Annotated in this window: 14 protein-coding genes; 8 read left to right on the forward strand and 6 right to left on the reverse strand. The window is 41.1% G+C overall.

Features of this window, described 5'->3' with window-relative positions; translation table 11 throughout:
* Window positions 1-67: 67 nt before the first annotated feature.
* Together ACKWCF_RS10710 and ACKWCF_RS10715 are read right to left on the reverse strand one after the other, a co-directional pair.
* A complete protein-coding gene (locus ACKWCF_RS10710; RefSeq protein WP_409477580.1) occupies window positions 68-2338 on the reverse strand; it encodes an LVIVD repeat-containing protein in 2271 nt (756 codons plus the stop codon).
* Entirely contained in the window at window positions 2331-8456 is a 6126-nt protein-coding gene (locus tag ACKWCF_RS10715) for a tail fiber domain-containing protein (protein ID WP_409477581.1), read from the reverse strand. Before ACKWCF_RS10715 ends, ACKWCF_RS10710 begins: the two co-directional genes overlap by 8 nt.
* Window positions 8457-8681: 225 nt before the next feature.
* Here ACKWCF_RS10715 and ACKWCF_RS10720 point away from each other — a divergent pair, with 225 nt between their 5' ends.
* Complete coding sequence (locus ACKWCF_RS10720) at window positions 8682-9503, forward strand: TIGR02147 family protein (protein ID WP_409477582.1); 822 nt, start codon at window positions 8682-8684, stop codon at window positions 9501-9503.
* Complete coding sequence (locus ACKWCF_RS10725) at window positions 9490-10524, forward strand: hypothetical protein (RefSeq protein WP_409477583.1); 1035 nt, start codon at window positions 9490-9492, stop codon at window positions 10522-10524. Before ACKWCF_RS10720 ends, ACKWCF_RS10725 begins: the two co-directional genes overlap by 14 nt.
* Here the strand turns inward: ACKWCF_RS10725 and ACKWCF_RS10730 are convergent.
* Entirely contained in the window at window positions 10521-11174 is a 654-nt protein-coding gene (locus tag ACKWCF_RS10730) for a Coq4 family protein (protein ID WP_409477584.1), read from the reverse strand. The two genes, ACKWCF_RS10725 and ACKWCF_RS10730, sit on opposite strands and share 4 nt — an antisense overlap.
* A gap of 158 nt (window positions 11175-11332) precedes the next feature.
* On the opposite strand from ACKWCF_RS10730, the gene ACKWCF_RS10735 reads away from it, so the two are divergent.
* A complete protein-coding gene (locus tag ACKWCF_RS10735) occupies window positions 11333-11962 on the forward strand; it encodes a DedA family protein (RefSeq protein WP_409477585.1) in 630 nt (209 codons plus the stop codon).
* Here ACKWCF_RS10735 and ACKWCF_RS10740 read toward each other — a convergent pair.
* Entirely contained in the window at window positions 11930-12517 is a 588-nt protein-coding gene (locus ACKWCF_RS10740; protein WP_409477586.1) for a TetR/AcrR family transcriptional regulator, read from the reverse strand. The two genes, ACKWCF_RS10735 and ACKWCF_RS10740, sit on opposite strands and share 33 nt — an antisense overlap.
* An 81-nt stretch (window positions 12518-12598) precedes the next feature.
* Here ACKWCF_RS10740 and ACKWCF_RS10745 point away from each other — a divergent pair, with 81 nt between their 5' ends.
* Window positions 12599-13741, forward strand: coding sequence for an N-acetyltransferase family protein (locus ACKWCF_RS10745; RefSeq protein WP_409477587.1), 1143 nt, complete (start codon window positions 12599-12601; stop codon window positions 13739-13741).
* A gap of 2 nt (window positions 13742-13743) precedes the next feature.
* Window positions 13744-14859 carry a sterol desaturase family protein gene (locus ACKWCF_RS10750; RefSeq protein ID WP_409477588.1) on the forward strand — a complete coding sequence of 372 codons (1116 nt, stop codon included), beginning with the start codon at window positions 13744-13746 and terminating at the stop codon, window positions 14857-14859.
* On the opposite strand, the gene ACKWCF_RS10755 is transcribed toward ACKWCF_RS10750, so the two are convergent.
* Window positions 14819-15604 (reverse strand): nitroreductase family protein, encoded by a 786-nt coding sequence (locus ACKWCF_RS10755; protein WP_409477589.1) that lies wholly within the window; start codon window positions 15602-15604, stop codon window positions 14819-14821. The two genes, ACKWCF_RS10750 and ACKWCF_RS10755, sit on opposite strands and share 41 nt — an antisense overlap.
* On the reverse strand, window positions 15601-16062 hold the full coding sequence (locus tag ACKWCF_RS10760) for a hypothetical protein (protein ID WP_409477590.1): 462 nt from the start codon (window positions 16060-16062) through the stop codon (window positions 15601-15603). Before ACKWCF_RS10760 ends, ACKWCF_RS10755 begins: the two co-directional genes overlap by 4 nt.
* Window positions 16063-16148: 86 nt before the next feature.
* On the opposite strand from ACKWCF_RS10760, the gene ACKWCF_RS10765 reads away from it, so the two are divergent.
* From ACKWCF_RS10765 to ACKWCF_RS10775, 3 genes are read left to right on the forward strand one after another with little or no spacing between them, the layout of a single operon-like run.
* Window positions 16149-17015: a LysR family transcriptional regulator gene (locus tag ACKWCF_RS10765; RefSeq protein ID WP_409477591.1), complete on the forward strand. Its 867-nt coding sequence runs from the start codon at window positions 16149-16151 to the stop codon at window positions 17013-17015.
* Window positions 17016-17063: 48 nt separating this feature from the next.
* Window positions 17064-17435: a response regulator gene (locus ACKWCF_RS10770; protein ID WP_409477592.1), complete on the forward strand. Its 372-nt coding sequence runs from the start codon at window positions 17064-17066 to the stop codon at window positions 17433-17435.
* A complete protein-coding gene (locus ACKWCF_RS10775) occupies window positions 17428-18933 on the forward strand; it encodes a PAS domain S-box protein (RefSeq protein ID WP_409477593.1) in 1506 nt (501 codons plus the stop codon). The genes ACKWCF_RS10770 and ACKWCF_RS10775 overlap by 8 nt, the downstream gene beginning before the upstream one ends.
* Window positions 18934-18936: the final 3 nt, after the last annotated feature.

Raw genomic sequence — 18936 nt, forward strand, 5'->3', positions numbered from 1 at the left:
CGAAAGGCCACTGGACTCATTTTTCGTTTACCCGAGTTAATTTGACAACTAAATAAGTATTTATTTGTCAATCCAGACCTACATTTGTCCAAGCCGTGCCGTTACAGTACCGAAGTTTCGAAGTGGCCGTGTTAAATCTCAGTTCTCCGGTTTTCCCCACTGGAGAACTGCATCCCGCGCCACCTGGGCCGATCGGCCCCATTGAAAGATAATTTGAATTGGTACAGTATTTATACGCGTGCTTAGAGTAGTCATAAAGAAATTCGCCGTTTTTAGAGCAACTCCCCATGTTTATCGGAGGAATCACTTCATACACTTCGAGTTTATTCGAGGTGTTTGCCATATACACGTAATTGCCCACCACCGAAAAGCCCCATGCTCCTGCAGATATGGTGACGGAATCTAATAAATATGGGGCTGATTTAGTGGTTACATCAAATATAATAAAACGTGAAGAGTTTGTTAGGTACACGTTATTGCCAACGACTTTCATGGAACGAAACGTAGATAAATATGTACTTAAAACACTGCCCACCTTAACCGGACTTGTAGGCGTTGTGATATCCCAAACTGATAAATTAGAAGGTGCTGTTGTGGAACTGACAAACAAATAATTTCCAGCGGATTCCACCCCCCTGCAACCGGCAAGAGCTGTATCACTGACCGTACCAACACTTACCATCGAAGCTGGCGCAGACACCGAAAATACCGAAAGCGTCGATGTGCCCCCCAAACAAACATAAGCGTAGTCAGCTGTGTTAGAAAAAGCAAAACCATAAGGCGCAGTCCCCACATTAACTTGGGCTCCAGCGCTGTTAGAAAAGCGCGACATACCACTGCCGCTCCAGTAGCGCACTCCGTTGCGCACCCGGATCTTATAAGCTTGGCTATTGGCAAAAAAGTTATTGGTTGAAGTAACGAATGTAGGCGCTGCAGGGTTTGCAACATTTAACTGCACCAAGCTATAACCGCCATTTGAAGTAATGACGTATGCTGAAGTGCCATCAAGCGCGACCCCCGTAGCTCCTGACATATTACCTTCGTAAACCGACCCAGAAAGTGTCGGGCTTGTGGGCGAAGAAATATTTGCCGTGGTTAAGCGCGATGAAGTGCCTGCGGCAATATAAGCTGTCGTTCCGGAAACAACAACATCAACGGCACCACCTAACTTATTCGAAAAATTTACTAAATTATCGCTACCGATATTTCCGTTTTGTGCCGAAGAATTAAAAAAATGGATCGTTTTATCGCCATTCTGAGTACACAAAACTCTGGTGCTGCTTAAGGATATCTTCGTGCAATTGGCGCCATTTGCACCAGTTAACCCAGCCAAGGAGGCCTGCGTGATACTTGCCGGGCTGCTGAGCGAATACAAACTGACATAATTCGTGCTATTGCGTCCGTTACTTTGAATTGCATAAAGATAGCTGCCAAACTTATAGATGTCGCTTACCCCCTCCAAATTACTCATGGTATTAATTGTTGCACTGACATAGACCGGAGCTGTTCGGGTGGATACATCAATAGTGACCACCGAACCGGCGCTTCCACTTTCACCCACTGTGTAAACGTAATTTCCTGAAACCGCTATCCCCCGACCGTTGTATATATTAGCATGCGTCAGCGTTCCCACAACGGTGGGGCTACTTGGCGTAGTCACATCAACTACACTTAAACCAGTATCACTTCGGCTTAAATAAACATAGCTAGCATCGGCGGCAATACCTTGAGCGTTGCTAACAGCTACCGAACCACTTAAAGCTGGGCTTGATTTAGTTGTGAGATTAATAACCACCATGCGTGTTCCGGATAAAACATAAGCGTAGTTTCCAACTACCACGATTTTTTTTGTCGACGCAGAAAGATTGGTGGCATCAATTAAACTTCCAACTAAAGTAGGACTAGTCGGCGTTGAAATATCAAAAATACGTAAACTATTGGTTGCAGTGACATACAAATAATTACCATCAATTACAGCCATTGAAGCGCCAGCTAGCTCACTAAAACTAACCTGCGCGATAGCTGAGACATTAGTGATTGTCGTTGCATTCAACACGAATAAAGTGCTGTTTGAAACAATAAATGCATTATTACCACTTAAAGCGTGCGCCGTATTCGGTGTATCAATAATAACAGATGACGGGTCTATCAGTGTCGCACGCAAAGTAATTCTTCCATACTTACCCGAAAACCAAGAACTTCCGTCACAGTACTGCATTTCAGAAAGTGTTGCATTCCAAGTCATCGTTCCGCTGACAGCCCCTGGAGTACTACAATCGGCATAAGCTACCGCAGCCGCTTGAAAAACAAATTGCAATATGACAAAAAATTTATTCACTAGCAGCTGCTCGTTTCTTTTTTTTAGAAAGCTTAAAATATTTTTCAATTTCTTCCAGCCTGTCTTTTAGCTCGCTAACCGTCTCTTCAAGACGTTCGTTTTTCTTTTTCAGATTTTCCAATTCGAAATTAACTGATTTTTTCTGGTCTTCGCATCTGTAATAAAGTTCTTTTGTAGCTTCGATTAACGGCGAAACAAGCGATTGATAACGCACACCTTTCAAGCCAGACACGTGGTCGGTTTCAACAAGCTCTGGTAAGACGCCTTCAACCTCTTGAGCAATTAGACCGTATTCTTTCTGACCATCGCGCTTCCAATTGTAGGAAACGCCTCGTAAATTTAAAATAAGACTGAGCCCTTTGGATGTTGCAATATTTTCTTTTAATCTTCTATCTGATGCTGTAATAAATGTTGTGGCTTTAACACTACCGACAACTTCTAAGGCTTCGCTTGGCGCTGTCGTCCCGATCCCAACAGCTCCAGACGAAGTCACACGCAGACGTTCTGAACCATTTGTCGTGATTCTGGCGCTATGATCGGAATATATGGCTTGAAAGGCTTCTGGAGAAGCTCCATTATTATTCTGAAGAATAAGATCTTTGCCAGTGCTTGCCCGAATAATCGCTGAGTTTGTTAAACCGTAGATATCAAGCCCAGAGCCACTAGAATCAATAAATCGCGTAATCGGTTTTGAAATGCTAGCTTCAGTTAATACATGTAATCCAGCTGATGGAGTGGTACCAATCCCTACGCCGCCGTTTAATGAAGTCGGAACACCAATACCCGGATTTAAAACGATATCGCCTCCCAAGGTTGTACCCGTTCCCCCATTCTGAGCTGAAATAGTAATCGACTTACCATTAGTACTTGCGGCTGCGGTGCCACCTAAAACATGGAACAGACTTGTTGGATTTGTCGTGCCGATACCAACATTGCCGCTTTTTAAAAGTGTTAAACTTCCACCACCTGAATGCCTTAATTGAAGGGCTTGGTCTAAATCGACAGAATTGTAAATATAGGCAAGCTCTGCTCGATCGCTTACCGTGTTACCTTTTGTTAAACGAATTGATAAACTTGAACCTGATGACTGTGATGGATTAGCAATCGTCATCGGAGCTGTTGCTGTTGTCTGAATCCAAAATGGTGTATTTGGTGCGGCCCCAATACCCAAATAGCCTTGCGCTTTATCCCAATACAAGCCCGCGGCACCACCTAAAACTCCGTTATCGTTAAACTGAACACTCATGTTCGTTCCTGCAGGAGTGGCACCGGCTGTCGCTGGGGCCCAGGCTGATCCATTATAAGCTAAGACTTGGCCTGATGTTGGAGCTGTTGCTGCAACTGATCGGCCTTGCAATCCATCGACTATCATGGTGCTTGATCCTGCTGTTGTTATCACATCCCCCGTGAAGGCCGGAAGTCTTGCGACAGCTAATGTTCCTGTAGCGCTTGCACTTCCTAGATCTATTGTTGAAGCTGTCGCAAAAGAACCTAAACCTAAATTCGCACGAGCTGTTGCTGACGAACTTAAATCTGATAAATTATTTGTTTTAACTAAGTAGTTTCCAAGAGCTGTCGCTGAAGCTGGAACATAACCTAACACTTGCGCAATGCTTGCCGCTGACGATGTAATTTTATTACTGAAGTTTACGTAGTCCGCGTTTGAAATTAAACCCGCTGTCACAGAACCAGTGGCTGAAGCTAAGGGAATATTTAACGTGTGCATCCCATTAGTTGTAGAAAATAACGGAGAATTTCCTGCCGTAGCTGTTCCGAAATTTTGTGTAGCACTCGTTGAACCGTTAAGAGAAGTAATTCCACTTCCGGCTACACCAAACGCTACCCAACTTGTACCATTACAGTATTCAACGTTCCCTGAGTTATATCTTAATGTTCCCGCATAACTCGCAGCACAGGTTGCTGATTCCATACTGATTTGCACACCACCTGAAACAGATAATTTGGCGACAGGTGCTTTAATTCCAATACCGATATTACCTGTTGAAATCGCTGTACCTATGCCGTTTAAGTTCGTACCAAAAATCAGATTTCCGATATTCAATGTTCCTGACGACGTAGCTGCTGCTGTGCTTACACTATTACCGATAATAATGTTGTTCGCACCCGTTGTTAAGTTACTTGCGGCATTTGCACCAATCACAATATTGTTATCTGCACCGGTAGTAATATTATAGGCTGCGCGATAACCAATAATTGTTGTGTTACTGACATTAGCATTGTTAAGCACACCATTACCGGCTTTGAATCCCACGTAAGTGTTTTGATGGCCTGTTTTATTGTAACGTCCGGCACCTAAACCTAGACCGACATTGAAATTACCTGTCGTATTATCGTCTAAGGCAACCATCCCCACAGCTGTATTATCATACCCTGTTGTATTACCACTAAGAGCAGCTGCTCCTACGGCTGTATTTTCATTACCCGTTGTATTACCCCATAGTGTTTCGGCACCGATGGCTGTGTTAAACTGCCCTGTTGTATTAGCCTGAAGTGCATACCAACCGAAAGCGGCATTTTCATAACTTACAACTGATGACTCCAGTGTACCAAAACCGAAAGCGGTATTTTGCCCACCATCTTGATTGGCTGCCATCGAATTTACACCAAATGCTGTACTTTCAGAATTATTTGAATCCTCAACAAGTGGATGTGAAGTGCCAGACCCAACGAACAAGCCACCGTTACCTGTGTAAACATGAACGATATCGTTTAAAGTCACTTGCGCACCACTCGTTACACGGCCCTTACTATCAACAGTTACTTTCGTGTATGTATTTGCAACCACACCACTCTCGGGTAAGTTTGCTAAGCCTAATGTTCCTGAAACATCTGATGCACTTAAATCGATTTGTGATTTCGTCGCAAGCAAACCAAGACCTAAATTTGTTCTAGCTGTTGCACTTGAAGTTAAATCACTTAAGTTATTCGCTTTACGACTAAAACTTAAGTAGTCTGCATTTGAAATTAACCCAGCCGTCACCGAGCCCGTCGCTGACGCTAAGGGAATATTCAACGTGTGAATCCCATTCGCTGTCACAAACGCAGGGGCATTGCCCGAAGTTCCATTGGCAAAAGTTTGCGTGCCTGAAGTTGAACCATTGAGCGCAGTAATTCCACTTCCTGCTACACCGAACGATGACCATGAGGTTCCGTTACAGTATTGAACGTTTCCGGCAGAATAACGAAGAGTTCCGGCATAACTTGCAGCACAAGTTGCAGACTCCATACTGATCTGTAAACCACCTGAAACCGACAATCTTGTGACCGGAGTCAACGTTCCAATACCCACATTACCATTTTTTAAAACGGTCATGGCATTTGAGCGTGGAGTTCCATTTTGGCTATTACCGATTTCAAAAATAGGATCTGTTGCTACCCATGTTGTCAAACTGCCGTTTCCGACATTGTAAGAACCAACGGCAACGCTTCGAAAAGAGTTTGATATGATTGAGCGTCCGATTGCCACACTAGATTCACCGTTCGCCGATGAAGATCCTCCCATAGCAATAGCGCGATCGCCATTCGCCGAACTACTTCCAAATGCGAAGCTATAAAGACCACTCGCCGTACTGCTGTCAAAAGCTGTACTGTAATCGCCGTAGGCTTCACCTTGACCGAAAGCTACTGCATACGGAGCGTAAGCTTTTGCATATTGCCCCATAGCGATCGAATAACTTCCTGAAGCCGCCGCGCTATCACCAAAGGCGAAACTGGCTTCACCGATATTATTTTCATTCCACTCGTCGTCGTAGGCAAAACCACCGCGAAATGCAGCTTTACGCGGATAAAAGAACATACGTGTGCCCGAGCCACTGACTGAAAGCGTTGGACCAGAGCCCCATTCTCCCGTTACTAACAGGGTTCCTGAAGTATGCAGTGTTTCTTCTGGTGAAGTAGTACCTACACCGACATTACCGGTGGCATAATAAATATTTGCTCCAGATGTCGTCCACTGTGAGCTAACCGCTCCACTGGCTTGAGGTGTATAACCTAGAGCAGTAGTCACATCACTGGCAGATAAAAGAGATGCTGATGTCACTCGGCCTTTCACATCAACAGTAACTTTAGAATAAGTTCCCGCAACAACACCAGTGCTTGATAACACTAATGTATTGCTGGCCGCAGCCTTCGTAACATCTCCTGTGTACGACGGAGTTCTGGCAATGGCTAGAGTTCCGGTTACATCACTTGATCCAAGATCAACTGACGACAGGGTACCAACATACCCTACACCTAAATTCACGCGAGCCGCCGCTGCAGAAGTAACATCAGATAAATTATTAGCTGATAATAAGACTCCCGATGGCACTGCCCCGCTAGCGGCGGGAACATAACCTAGCACCTGTGCAATACTTGCGGCCGACGATGTGATTTTATTACTGAAATTAAGGTAATCAGCATTCGAAATTAAACCTGCTGTCACAGAGCCTGTCGCCGAGGCTAATGGAACATTTAAAGTGTGCACTCCATTTGTAGTCACAAATGCCGGAGCATTTCCCGTCACACCATTCGCAAAAGTTTGTGTAGCTGAAGATGAACCATTTAATGTTGTAATTCCTGCACTCGCCGCATTTGCCGGCGTATATCCTAAGGCTGTTGTCACATCACCCGATGACAGCAGGGCTCCGCTTGTTACGCGGCCTTTGCCATCAACAGTGACTTTCGTGTATTGGGCGCCAGATGTTACACCACTTTGATTGGCCAATCTCGCATCGGCAATAGTACCCGTTGCACTTGCTGAACCGAGATCAATACTGTTGGCCGTTGCCAAGGTACCTAGGCCTAAATTAGTTCTGGCTGAAGCTGCGTTAGTTAAGTCAGATAAATTATTTGATTTAGCTAATGCATTGCTTGCCGTTGCTGAAACGGCAGCTAAATCACTTTGCAATGCGGATACAGTCGTACTGTTAGCCGGTGTGTAACCTAAAGCCGTGATCACATCACTTGACGAAATCGCTGTTACAGTTTGACTGGTCCACGATAAATTACCACTGCCATCAGTTGTTAAAAACTGGCCACTGATGCCGTCATTATCAGGTAAAACTAAAGAGTAATTGGCACTTAAACTGGTTGGCGCTTGTAATCTGATATTAAAGTTCGTGCTTGGTTTATAAATATCGACGTAATTGGTTTTTGTGGCGTTTGCGAAAATATCATTGGCGGCAAAGTTTCCTGAAGAGTCTCTTTTAACAATCGTGTCGGCTATATTTGCGCTGCTTGCTGCTGCTGCAATTTGTGTAGTGACCGCTGCAGCACTGACTGGCGCGTAACCTAACGTGTTTGCGATTTCTGTGCTGCTCGCAGAAAGTTTCGTTTTAAATTCTGCATAATCTGCTGCCGTTAAATAACCATCACTCGACATTGACGCCACACTGATCGAAATCACTGGTTCACTCGCTGATCCGGTGATCGCGATAGGTGCCGTTCCTGAAACAGAAACCACTGCACCACCACCGCTACCGCCTACAGCCACACAACCAAATGAAGCACCGTTGAATTGTAAAGCTTGCGATGCAGAACACGTTGGAACTGCAGTCACTTGTACAAAATCAAGGTCAGTTTTTCCGTTTAACTGTGCCGAATTCAGCGCCGTTGTGGCCGTAGTCGCACTCGCCGCATTGTTAGCGTACATAGCGTATGGCACATGATTGATCGCCATAGCCGGAAGTGTTTGCCAACCAGAACCATCATGAAATTGCATCACGATTTTACGTAAATCATTCGCTGCCGGAGAATAGCTCGGAGGCCCACCTGCCGCGCATGATAACGGCGATCCATGATTATTAAAAACATCTGAAAAATCAACAGTGCCACTCGTTGGAAAAGTTTTAATCCCTGAACCTAAAGAGAAATAAACTAAGCCGCCACTGCCAGCCATATTAATCGTATTGAAATTTTCTGTATAAAGAACACAGGTGCTGAGCGGATCTAAAATTGTGAAGCGAAAATTTACATTCGTAGATTCAAGTGGTGTGCCATCTGGCTTAATAATTTTTGCCTGATATGTTGTGTACATCGCCGCAGCCAGCGTTGAAAAAGGCAACAGCGTAGTTAAAGCAAAACTTAAAGCAGTGATTAATTGTTTGGTTATTCCCATGTCCAAGATATCGCCAGAAAACAAGAATCGCTTGAAAATCCAAATCGCCTATAAAGCTTCTCAGATCATACTGGTAACCAAGCTAACTCAAGTAAGCGATATTTTATTTAACGAAATAAAGGTCTAGAATTCGCTTACAGAAAGTGGTTTCTAAGCTAACGCAAAGTTACCAATTTCTTGTGAAAGCATTACCCTTTCAACAAAAATGAGTTAACGTTTTAAATAATGACAACACAAGCGACATCAACTGAAGACTACTTAAGAATTTTACAAAATGAATTTCTACAAAGAAAACAAAAGAATAAAAAATATTCTCTGCGGGCTTTTGCTAAATTTCTCGGAGTAAGCCACGCGCTTTTGTCACTAGTGTTTCTTAAAAAGAAAGGCCTATCCCCAAAGATGGCCGACAAAATCAGCACTAAACTGGCGCTAAGCCATTTAGAAAGAAGCATTTTTATTAGCAGCGTTGAAAAATGTTTTTCTCGCAGCGCGAAGAAAAAAACTAGAGCTGGGCAGGTTTTAAACGAATTGCATAAGCAGAAACACTTCAAATCGTTAACTCAAGAAAACGTTAGCCAGATCGATCATTGGGCCTATGTTGCCGTGTTCGAAGCGATCTACAGTAAAAAAGCACAAACCACAAAAGAGCTGTGTTTTTTTCTAGATCAAAAACCGTCGATGGTTGTGAAAGTTGTCACTTACTTGCTGGAAATCTCGGCAATCGCTGATGAAAATGGCACCTATTCAGCACTTTCTTCGTCATTACACACTACAAACGATATCCCGGCGATGGCCATGGTGAATTACCACATCTCAATGGCACAAAAAGCTATCGACTCCATTCAAAAACAACCAGTTCACATTCGCGAATTTCAAAATGCCATTTTAACGGTGAACCATGAGTCTATCGGTGAAGCTAAAAAGATGATTCGCAATTTTATTCATGAATTTAACACTCGTTTTTATGTCGACAACGATAACAGCCAACTCTACTCTTTGTTTGTAAGCTTTTTTAAAATGGGAAGAGAACAACGTGAAAGCCTATAAAACAATATTTATTTCAGCCCTATTATCGGTATTACCTGTATTTGCAGGCCCTAGCGTTATCGGCAACGGCGGTAATGGCGTTTTTTTAGAAAATAAATTTTACGTTCTTGATCTTGTCGAAGCTGATTCACATATCAAACCCTATATCAAAGACGTTTCTGCTTCTGATTTTTATTTTAACCGTTTGAAATATGCTTTAAATGAGTTTCAAGATCCAATCTTAGTGACCTTAGTTGCAAAAAAAATTATGGAGCTAGGATCCTTCGACTTGATTTATACCGAAGCACTGCTTCGCACTTTTGAAGCCGTTCGTTGGAACCTCGTGGATTACCGCTTAACGCCGATACCAGTGGTGACCCCAGTGGCCGCAGAACTTCAGCAGATTGCTATTCGCACCAGTGATAATATTCTGATTGATCGCTACTTTTGGAATTTATTAACTCCCGAACACCGCATGGCTTTATTATTTCACGAAGCGAATTTTATTTTGATTCGCCCAAGCTCAGTAGCAAACGATGATGATTTTCAAAAGTCAGCTTTTCAATCACGTTTATTAACGGGTTATATTTATTCGAACTCAATGGCGAATGAATATGGATTTTCTTTCTCACGCCGCCTACATCCACTTTTTCCCTCACGCCTTGGCCAAATTAACGGTGAAGAAATTTTTTCAGTTTACAGAACTAAAGCCTTTTCAGCTTTTGCCGTAGAGGATGTACTGACAGCTAATCCCTATCTTGAAATCAGCTATAAAAAAACTAAAGTTAAAATGAGTCTGTTTAAAGCTAACCAAGAAGATGTTGTCGCTGTTATTTGTCAACAGCAAGAATTACCAAGCTCTGTTAGGCTTTATACTCACATCACCCACTTAGAGCTCTATAAAGGCGACAACAACACCCAAGACTACCTGGCATTTTACCCCGCTTTAGACGACGGATTTCCTGAGTTAAAACCTGAAAAGAACACTTGCGTACAACAAACAACAAAAATGTACCGCGATCTCGTACGTCATATTGATTAAGTCACCATGGAAATTCTTAAATCCTGACGAAGCGTTAACAAATCTGTTTTTAAGAACTGGTTCCAGTTAACGCCAAATAAAAGTTTGGCCTGCTTGCCACAACGATAATAACCATACACCGATCGGCAACGCGAAGTAAACTTTGAAGGCTTAAACAATAGAAGCCCCAAAAGATGAAGCACACACATCAAATTCGACAAATAGCCTGGCGTCTGCGCGGCCATAAAAGCTTGTAAATAAATTTCATCACGCACCGTTGTTTTTAACCCCAGCACTGTATGCCAAACATCATGAGATTCAAACATGTGGGTATTAATATAATCGTAATCAGTACCTATTTTTAAATTAGGAAATTCGTCATATCCATCCCCCAATTGCCGAATATGACGATACAAGTTGAATCCTAAAGACTGAGTTGGCAACTGACTCAGCTCTTCGACATTAATCACAAAACGTGTTTTATTCTTCATCGCTACAGAAGCCTGCTCATATTGGCTGTAGTAAAGAACAGCTGTTTTTTTGCGGGCAAACAGGTCAATAACCGACTGAAAGTTAAGGTAATCTTGAAGGCACGCCTTCTGGCTTTTAAAAGCCAGAGTATAAAGGCTTTTTGAAATCTGTTTTATTTTTTGCATCTGCGTGTTTTTCATACGGGCATCTTTTATGTTGTCCCTTTCTCCTTTTCAATTTTTACCGGTGACGGTTTTTACGAAATTTTGTCAGCGAACCTTCAAAGTTGTCTGTATTTTTTATAAATTGAATTTCTGATGAAAGGATTCATCACTTTAAATGTTATACAAGCTCTGGCATGCAAGAAGTTTTACTTTTTCTTAAAGCACACCAAGGATTCGAATTTTATTCGTTTCTGACTTTAGCGCTTATTGCGAGTGGCTGCTATTTTCCTATCAGTTCAGATTTAGTCATTATCACTGTTACGGCTTTGGCAGCAGCCACAGGGCTTTACCATATTCCCCTGATTTTTATCTGTGTTTTTTCTGGAATTCTTATCGGAGATCTTATTAACTTTGGCGTAGCCAAAAAATATGGTCCGCAGGTTTTAAAAAGCACGCTGATGCAAAAGGTTTTAAAACCCGCAAAAGTTGACCGTATGATGAGGCTGCTGCAACGCTTCGGTGAAAAATACATTTTTATTATTCGTTTTATGCCTTTGATTCGCACGGTTCTTTATTTTTCAGCCGGGCTCATGCAATTTTCGACGTGGAAATTTATTCTCTACAACAGCTTATCATCTGTTATCTACCTAGTGGGCTTGATGAGCTTATCTTATAAAATCGGAGCAGATATCGATAAACTCAGACTCTCAGTCTTGCAGTTTCAGTTGCTCTTTGCATCTGTTGTAATCTTAGCTCTTGCTCTGGCTATTTATTTACGAAAACGACGACGGTTAGCGTTTCATAAACGTAAAGATATGATTTAACTCACGGTCAATATCGATCATCTTATATGTTTTAGATAAGTCTTTAACGGTATAACGATGAACAATACCCATACGCAGACTCATAATAAGTTCAGCCATTAACTGGGCGTCTTGCGGTTTGCGTTTAAATAATTTAATTAAAGATGTTTTAAGCTCATTGATAAAGACAGCTTCATATTCATCAATCATTTTACCGATCACTGTCTTTTGCCCACAGTGTTTAAAATAAAGAAGTGTTAAATCAGGATAAGCCGAAAATTCGCCGATGATTTCCCAAGTGGCTAAAAGGATATGTTCTTTAAACTCAGCTTTTGTTTTAGCAATCGTGATAGGGCCTTTTATATCTGCTAACATCTTACCAAAAAACTTAACCCCGAATTTAAGTAACTCTCCTTTAGAAGAGCCGATGTACTTATAAATCCAGGCTCGCGATACACCTGAATCTCTAGATATAAATGAGTGACTGACATGACCGACTGACACATTTAAAGCCCGAATGACCGAGATTGCGACCTTTGTAAACTTTTCTTCTTTAGAGTTCATCACGTCTGCCATAACCCAAAAGTAGCAAATTTCACGTAAAACTGTCACTGAGATAAGTCGCTATCTGCTGCGAACTCAACTAGACCATAGCTCATGACAAACGCCTATACTATTAAAACAATTAGAACACGAAAAGAAATAACGGATTTTCATTCTCTTCCACAAATGATCTACGCTTCTTATCCGGCCTGGATTGAAGCCCCTCACGTTGATTGCGAAGTTCTGTTCGCCAAAGATCATTCGTTATTTCAAGATGGTGCTATTGAACGTTGGATCATTTATAAAAACGAACAACCTGCGGGGCGCATTGTCGCTTTCACGCATTCTAAATTACGTGTCGGAGCAGTGGGTGAAAAAAATGGGGGTCTTGGCTTTTTTGAATGTATTGATGACCTAGAGGCTGCCCGTTTACTTTTTAACACTGCTGAAGCTTGGCTTACTCAGTTCAACGTTCAAAAAATTTATGGCCCTATCCATCCCGCTGAAAAAGATTCTTACTGGGGACTATTGATCGAGGGGTTTGATAAAGCCCCTGGTTTTAGAAAGAGCTTTCATGCCCGTTACTATAAAAAATTATTTGAAGCTAATAATTACACGCAAGAATATCAGCAATATTCTTATCAACGTCCTTTAAAAAAAGATGTCCCTGAATTTTTAGCTACTCGTTTAGAACAGATAGCGAAAGAAACAAATTATACCTTCTGCTCGATTAAAAATATTCCTGAGGTTCAATATCAAGAGCATATTTTAAATATTTACAATGAATCTTGGGGCAAAGTCCCCGGTTTTAAGGTTTTAACACCAGAACAAAACCGTAAAAACTTTCAAAAAATTAAGTCTGTGATTAATAAAGATTTTGTATGGCTCGCTTTTCAAGATCAAAAGGCTGTGGGTTTTGCGATCTTTATGCCAGAGATTGCAAATCACATTAAAGACTTCAAAGGCCAATGGAGCTTCTATCATCAGCTCAAACTTTTACTGCGATTAAAAATAAACCCGCCAAAAAAAGTTATAGGCCTTGGCTTTGGTGTTTTACCTGAGCATCAAAGCACAGGATTATCACAGATGTTAGCCGCCGCTGCCGGAAGACATATTCGAAATCTTCAGGTGGCTGAAATGGAGTTTAACTGGATCGGCGATTTTAATAAAAAAATGCTGGCCTTTATCGAATCGTTTGGCGCCATTAAATCTAAAACTCATGTCACTCTTAGTAAAAATTTAGAAGTGGGAGCGTAAAAATGAAATCAGAAAATTTATTAACTATTGTTTTGGCTTTATCTTTTCTTTACGCCTGTATCTTTACCGACTTCTGGTACACAAAGACGATTCAAAAAAAGAAAAAGACTTTATCATTTATCTTAAAGAACATTAAATTCAGTATGGGCCAACAGGTGATCAATGCTCTCATTCAAATTGGCTTATTTGCAATTTATGTTAAATTATATAATAACTTCGCGTTTTTTAGTTTACCAACAACAGCCCTGACATACATTTTAGCTTTTATCGTTTTAGATCATAACACGTACTGGTTTCACCGCTTTAGCCATCACAATAATTTTTTGTGGTCAAACCACATGATTCACCACTCGGGTGAAGAGTTTGGTCTATCGGTAAGTATTCGTAACCCTTGGTATGCCAGTTTTCTTTTGGCATACCCTCAGTTAGTTTTAGCTTTTATCGGCGTTCCGCCAAAGATGTTTGTTGTGACAGTTACGGTGTTTTACCTTTTTCAATTTTTTTCTCACTTAGACTCTGTCGGAAAACTGGGAATTCTAGAGAAAATATTTATCACCCCATCGCACCACCGCGCCCATCATGCCAGCAATGCCATTTATATTGATAAAAACTTTGGTTCTGTGTTTGTTATTTGGGATAAGATCTTTGGCACGTTCCAAGAAGAAACTGAAACAGCGCAGTTTGGCTTAACTCACCCTAACACCATCGAAAATACTTTCTGGGAGAACAGTTACACTTATTATCTAAATATAGCTGCCGTTTTAAAATTAAAAGGCCTTAAAGAAAAAGTTCGTTTTCTGTTTCTTGCTCCCAGTGAAGTTGAAAATTATATGCGCACAAATAATCTGAATTATCTTTATGAAAAATCACAAAAGATCGATCATTGGCTTCGTCGGTTTGAATTAAAATTAAATCACACCGGTTTTATCGCAAGCTTTATTTTAGCTTTAATCCTAACGGTATTATTTAGAGCTTACTACTTAGAAATTTCAACGACTGCTCAGTTTTTATCAGCTATCGTTATAATTATAATGTGCACGCTTCTACCAGATCGCGCACAAGCCAAAGAACAAGCCACTACTCAAAATTTAGAAAGTTTTGATCTTTTAAAAAGTTAAACAGATCCTTTGAATACTTGAGGTGTGATTCGCGCGTGTATTTGGCCTTGGTGTACACTTGAGCCAAGTTTTCTGCGCCAACTTCGTCAATTCGTTTTTTAAGTTCACTGTTCTCTTGGTAGCGCTTCATTCCCGCTTGTTCTTTTTCATGATACGTATCGCGAAGAGCTTGAACATTCGGCGTGCGGTAAACCTCACGATGAACAATACCCTCAATAGGCAAGCGATCACGCACTAAAGGTTTTTCATTTGGATAGCCTAGAGAAAATCCGACCACAGGAATTACATTCGGTGGACACTTTAAAATTTTAGCAATCTCAGCAGCACTCGCTAAAGTTGTTCCCATATAACAAATTCCCAAACCTTCAGCTTCAGCAGCTAAGGCGGCATTTTGTGAAGCCAAAATGGCATCAATGCTTGCGATCATAAAACTCATTAAGTTATCAAAGTTTTCTGGGGCCTCGCTGATTTTAAGCCATTCACGCATACGGTAAAAATCAGCACAGAAAGTTAAAAGTACGGGAGCTTCAGTCACCATAGATTGGTAAAAATGCGGCGCCAGTAATTCTTGTTTAAGATTTTCATCTTCAGTCACAATAATTGAATAGGCTTGCATATTTCCAGAAGATGAAGCCCGAGTCGCTGCATTTAGAATACGACTTAGTACATCTTCAGAAACTTTTTTATTTTGGTAAGACCTGATTGATTTATGATTCAACATCAGGTCATAAATTTCATGATTCATTGAGAAACCTGTTCGGCCACAAATGTGCCAAGAACACTTCCATCTTCTAAAGTGGCCTGACCAGTAAAGTGTGGTTTTACACGGCCTTGACGAATCAAATGATAATCATGACCAGCCACGGAACCTTCGTAAAAAACTTTATAAGACTGTCCGTTTTCATTAGCTGTGATTTCAAATTTAAGTTTGCACTGTGATTCAAACTTAACACAGATCGCATGGCCAATAACAGGTGAGGTAAACATGCCTGGCACTGTTAACTCTCCGGTTATGCCGCCGTTATACGAATTAACGCTGATAACAGTATCTTCCTTTTCGGCCTTAATGGTTAATTGATCTTCAAAAACCTTATCGCCGATTTTTAGTTTCATAATATAAGCCCCGTCAAGTTTGGCTGGCTCAGATGTTCTGGCAAAAACGAACTGGCTGATTAAAGCGGTTATTAAAAATAATTTTTTCATTAAATTCCCCCTTTTTGTTGGATGGCAAAGGTTTACCCTTGATTAATGTTGAATAAAATCGAATTGTTTTCTACAATTGGTTCATTATGGAAACCAATCGATTACGTCAGTTTTGTGTGGTGTATGAAACCAAGAACTTAAGAAAGGCCGCTGAGATTCTAAACATGTCTCATAGCGCTTTATCGAAGTCGCTTAAGGTTTTACAAGACGAAATTGAGTTACAGCTTCTAACCCAAGAAGGCCGTAACATTGGCATCACTGAAGCTGGTAAAGAGTTTGTACATAAGGCGCAGGCCTTATTAGATATGGAACAAAAGATGCTGGCCCAAAGCCAGCTTGAAAACGAAAAATTTAAATTCGGTTCTTTTGAGTCTTTTAGCACTCACCTTCTCGGCATGAAATGGTCTAAGTACTTTTCTCAGTTACCTTTACAGATTCATGAGCTTTCTTCAGGAAAACTTGAACAGGCCGTTAGCGATGGCACGATCGACGCGGCGATCACTTACGAACCTATTCCCGCGCGTGATCTCGAATTTATTAACTTAGGTAAAATCACTATGAGTGTTTACCATCGTAAAGGTTATTTTAGGAAAACACCTTTTAGCGAACTGCCTTTCGTGGCACCCTTGATTCCATCAATTGGCACACCTTCTTCAGCTAAAGGTTTAGATGGCTGGCCCGAACATGAACACCCTCGTCATGTTTTATATCGTGTCGATTTAATGGAGTCAGGCCTAGCTTTAGCACGCTCAGGACAGGCCGCGATTTTTATTCCTGATTTTGTCGCCCGTTCACAGAATATCGCTTTAAGCGAAGACTATAAGCTTATAGAGCGTGAATACCCACAGGGTTTAAAGAAAGTTGAACGCCGTATTTTTCTCATTGTGAAAGCTTCAAGACAGAAAGAGAAAAATATCCGTAAACTTGTTGAAATGATCAAATCTGAGACTTAATTCAGTCGAAGGTTGACTAAACAAGCCCTGACTTATTAACCTTAAAGTATGAGCAACATTCTAGTTATCGACGACGATGATGGTATTCGCGAAGCTCTCAAAGCCGCACTTGAATACGAAGGTTATGTGGTTTCAACGGCAGAAAACGGTCAAATCGCACTTGATCTTTTGCAAAGCGGCCAAAATCCCTGCTTTATTGTGTTAGATTTAATGATGCCTGTGATGGATGGTTGGACTTTTGCGGCTAAACTTGCCGAAGATCCAAAGCTCTCTCAGATTCCTTTTGTGGTAGTCAGTGCTTTTGAAGATAAAGCTCAAAATCTTCAGGCTAAAGACATCTTTAAAAAACCGGTTAATTTAAAAGTCCTCTTCGATTCCATAAACAAATGGTGCACAGACAAAGGCGCATCCCATGGCTAAGACAATCGAAAACCAGCTCGAGAAATTTCAGCTGCTTTTCGATAATGCCCCGATAGGGCTGTTGGCCATTGATAAAAATAATCACATCACAGAATGGAATCAACAAATTGAAATCGTGCTCGGTTGGAAAAAAGAGCAAGCCCTTGAACAATCATTTACTGAAATAATTGTTGCAGCCCCTTTTCAAGCGGCTATAGAAGAAAATATTAAAAAAGCTTTTTCCGGCTCAGGCCTTATACGTTCTGAACTTGTAGCCCTTCGTAAAGACAACTCTGAATTTCCTGCTGAATTAGTTTTAATTCCTATTCAAACAAGCTCTGGCCTTTTAGTTTTTGCCAGACTGCAAGATTTAACTGAAACAAAAAAACAAACCGCAGACGCCAACAAGGCCAGTTTGTTTCTAAATGCTGTTGTTGAAAATATTCCTGACATGATTTTTATCAAAGAAGCTAAAGAGCTGCGTTTTACCCGCTTTAACAAAGCTGGTGAAGAACTTTTAGGATTTTCAAAAAATGATCTTATCGGGAAAAACGACTTTGATTTTTTTCCGAAAGAAGAGGCTGAATTCTTCACATCGATTGACCGCAATGTTTTAAACCACAAACGCCTTATTGAAATTCCTGAAGAGCCTATTCAAACCAAATTTAAAGGCCAAAGAATTTTACATACTAAAAAAGTTCCCATTTATGATGAAAATGGCGAACCCGAATTTTTATTAGGTATTTCTGAAGATATCACTGATAAAAAGAAAGCCGAAGAAACTCAAAAAAATCTATGGCAAGAGCAACAAGCCCGCCTTGAAGCCGAAAAAGCTTTAAAACTTCGCGATGATTTTATTTCTATTGCAGCTCACGAACTAAGAACACCACTGACAGCTTTAAGCCTTCAAATTCAATTGCTTAATAAATTTGTGAATCATGTTGAGCCCGCACAAACCGATAAATTTTTAACTATGATGAACAGCTCACAGCAGCAATTAGACCGCTTTGAAAAGCTGATTGAAGATATGTTAGATGTTTCACGCGCGAATGCCGGTGTGCTGATTTTTGAAAAAACAGAAGTGAATCTTTCAGAAACAGTTCAGCAAGTCACTAAAGGTTTAGAATTAAGATCAACGAAAGCCCATTGTCCGATCCTTATTCATCCCAACCCATCTGTAGTGGGTCTTTGGGATCGTGTGCGCATCGAACAAATCGTTACCAACCTGATCACAAACGCCATCAAATACGGTGCGGGAAAACCTATTGAAGTTACCGTAAACACGGATGGAAAAAACGCCATTCTTGCTGTTCACGATAGCGGTATCGGTATCGCCCCTCAAGACCAAGAAAGAATTTTTAATCGATTCGAAAGAGCTGTATCGGTCAAGCAATACGGTGGCTTAGGGCTAGGTCTTTACATCACTCACGAAATTGTAAAAGCCCATGGTGGAAAAATCAGCGTGCAAAGTGAACTTGGCAAAGGTTCAACTTTTACTGTCGAATTACCACTTAAATAGCTT

Origin of the sequence: Pseudobdellovibrio sp. HCB154 (assembly GCF_046267985.1) — a bacterium.
Classification (GTDB): Bacteria; Bdellovibrionota; Bdellovibrionia; order Bdellovibrionales; family Bdellovibrionaceae; genus Pseudobdellovibrio.

Bases quoted from the DNA above. Each gene is read 5' to 3' on its own strand.
- ACKWCF_RS10740 (WP_409477586.1), bottom strand. From the start codon at position 12,517: ATGGCAGACGTGATGAACTCTAAAGAAGAAAAGTTTACAAAGGTCGCA.
- ACKWCF_RS10750 (WP_409477588.1), top strand. From the start codon at position 13,744: ATGAAATCAGAAAATTTATTAACTATTGTTTTGGCTTTATCTTTTCTT.
- ACKWCF_RS10755 (WP_409477589.1), bottom strand. From the start codon at position 15,604: ATGAATCATGAAATTTATGACCTGATGTTGAATCATAAATCAATCAGG.
- ACKWCF_RS10730 (WP_409477584.1), bottom strand. From the start codon at position 11,174: ATGAAAAACACGCAGATGCAAAAAATAAAACAGATTTCAAAAAGCCTT.
- ACKWCF_RS10715 (WP_409477581.1), bottom strand. From the start codon at position 8,456: ATGGGAATAACCAAACAATTAATCACTGCTTTAAGTTTTGCTTTAACT.
- ACKWCF_RS10775 (WP_409477593.1), top strand. From the start codon at position 17,428: ATGGCTAAGACAATCGAAAACCAGCTCGAGAAATTTCAGCTGCTTTTC.
- ACKWCF_RS10760 (WP_409477590.1), bottom strand. From the start codon at position 16,062: ATGAAAAAATTATTTTTAATAACCGCTTTAATCAGCCAGTTCGTTTTT.
- ACKWCF_RS10770 (WP_409477592.1), top strand. From the start codon at position 17,064: ATGAGCAACATTCTAGTTATCGACGACGATGATGGTATTCGCGAAGCT.
- ACKWCF_RS10745 (WP_409477587.1), top strand. From the start codon at position 12,599: ATGACAAACGCCTATACTATTAAAACAATTAGAACACGAAAAGAAATA.
- ACKWCF_RS10765 (WP_409477591.1), top strand. From the start codon at position 16,149: ATGGAAACCAATCGATTACGTCAGTTTTGTGTGGTGTATGAAACCAAG.
- ACKWCF_RS10720 (WP_409477582.1), top strand. From the start codon at position 8,682: ATGACAACACAAGCGACATCAACTGAAGACTACTTAAGAATTTTACAA.
- ACKWCF_RS10735 (WP_409477585.1), top strand. From the start codon at position 11,333: ATGCAAGAAGTTTTACTTTTTCTTAAAGCACACCAAGGATTCGAATTT.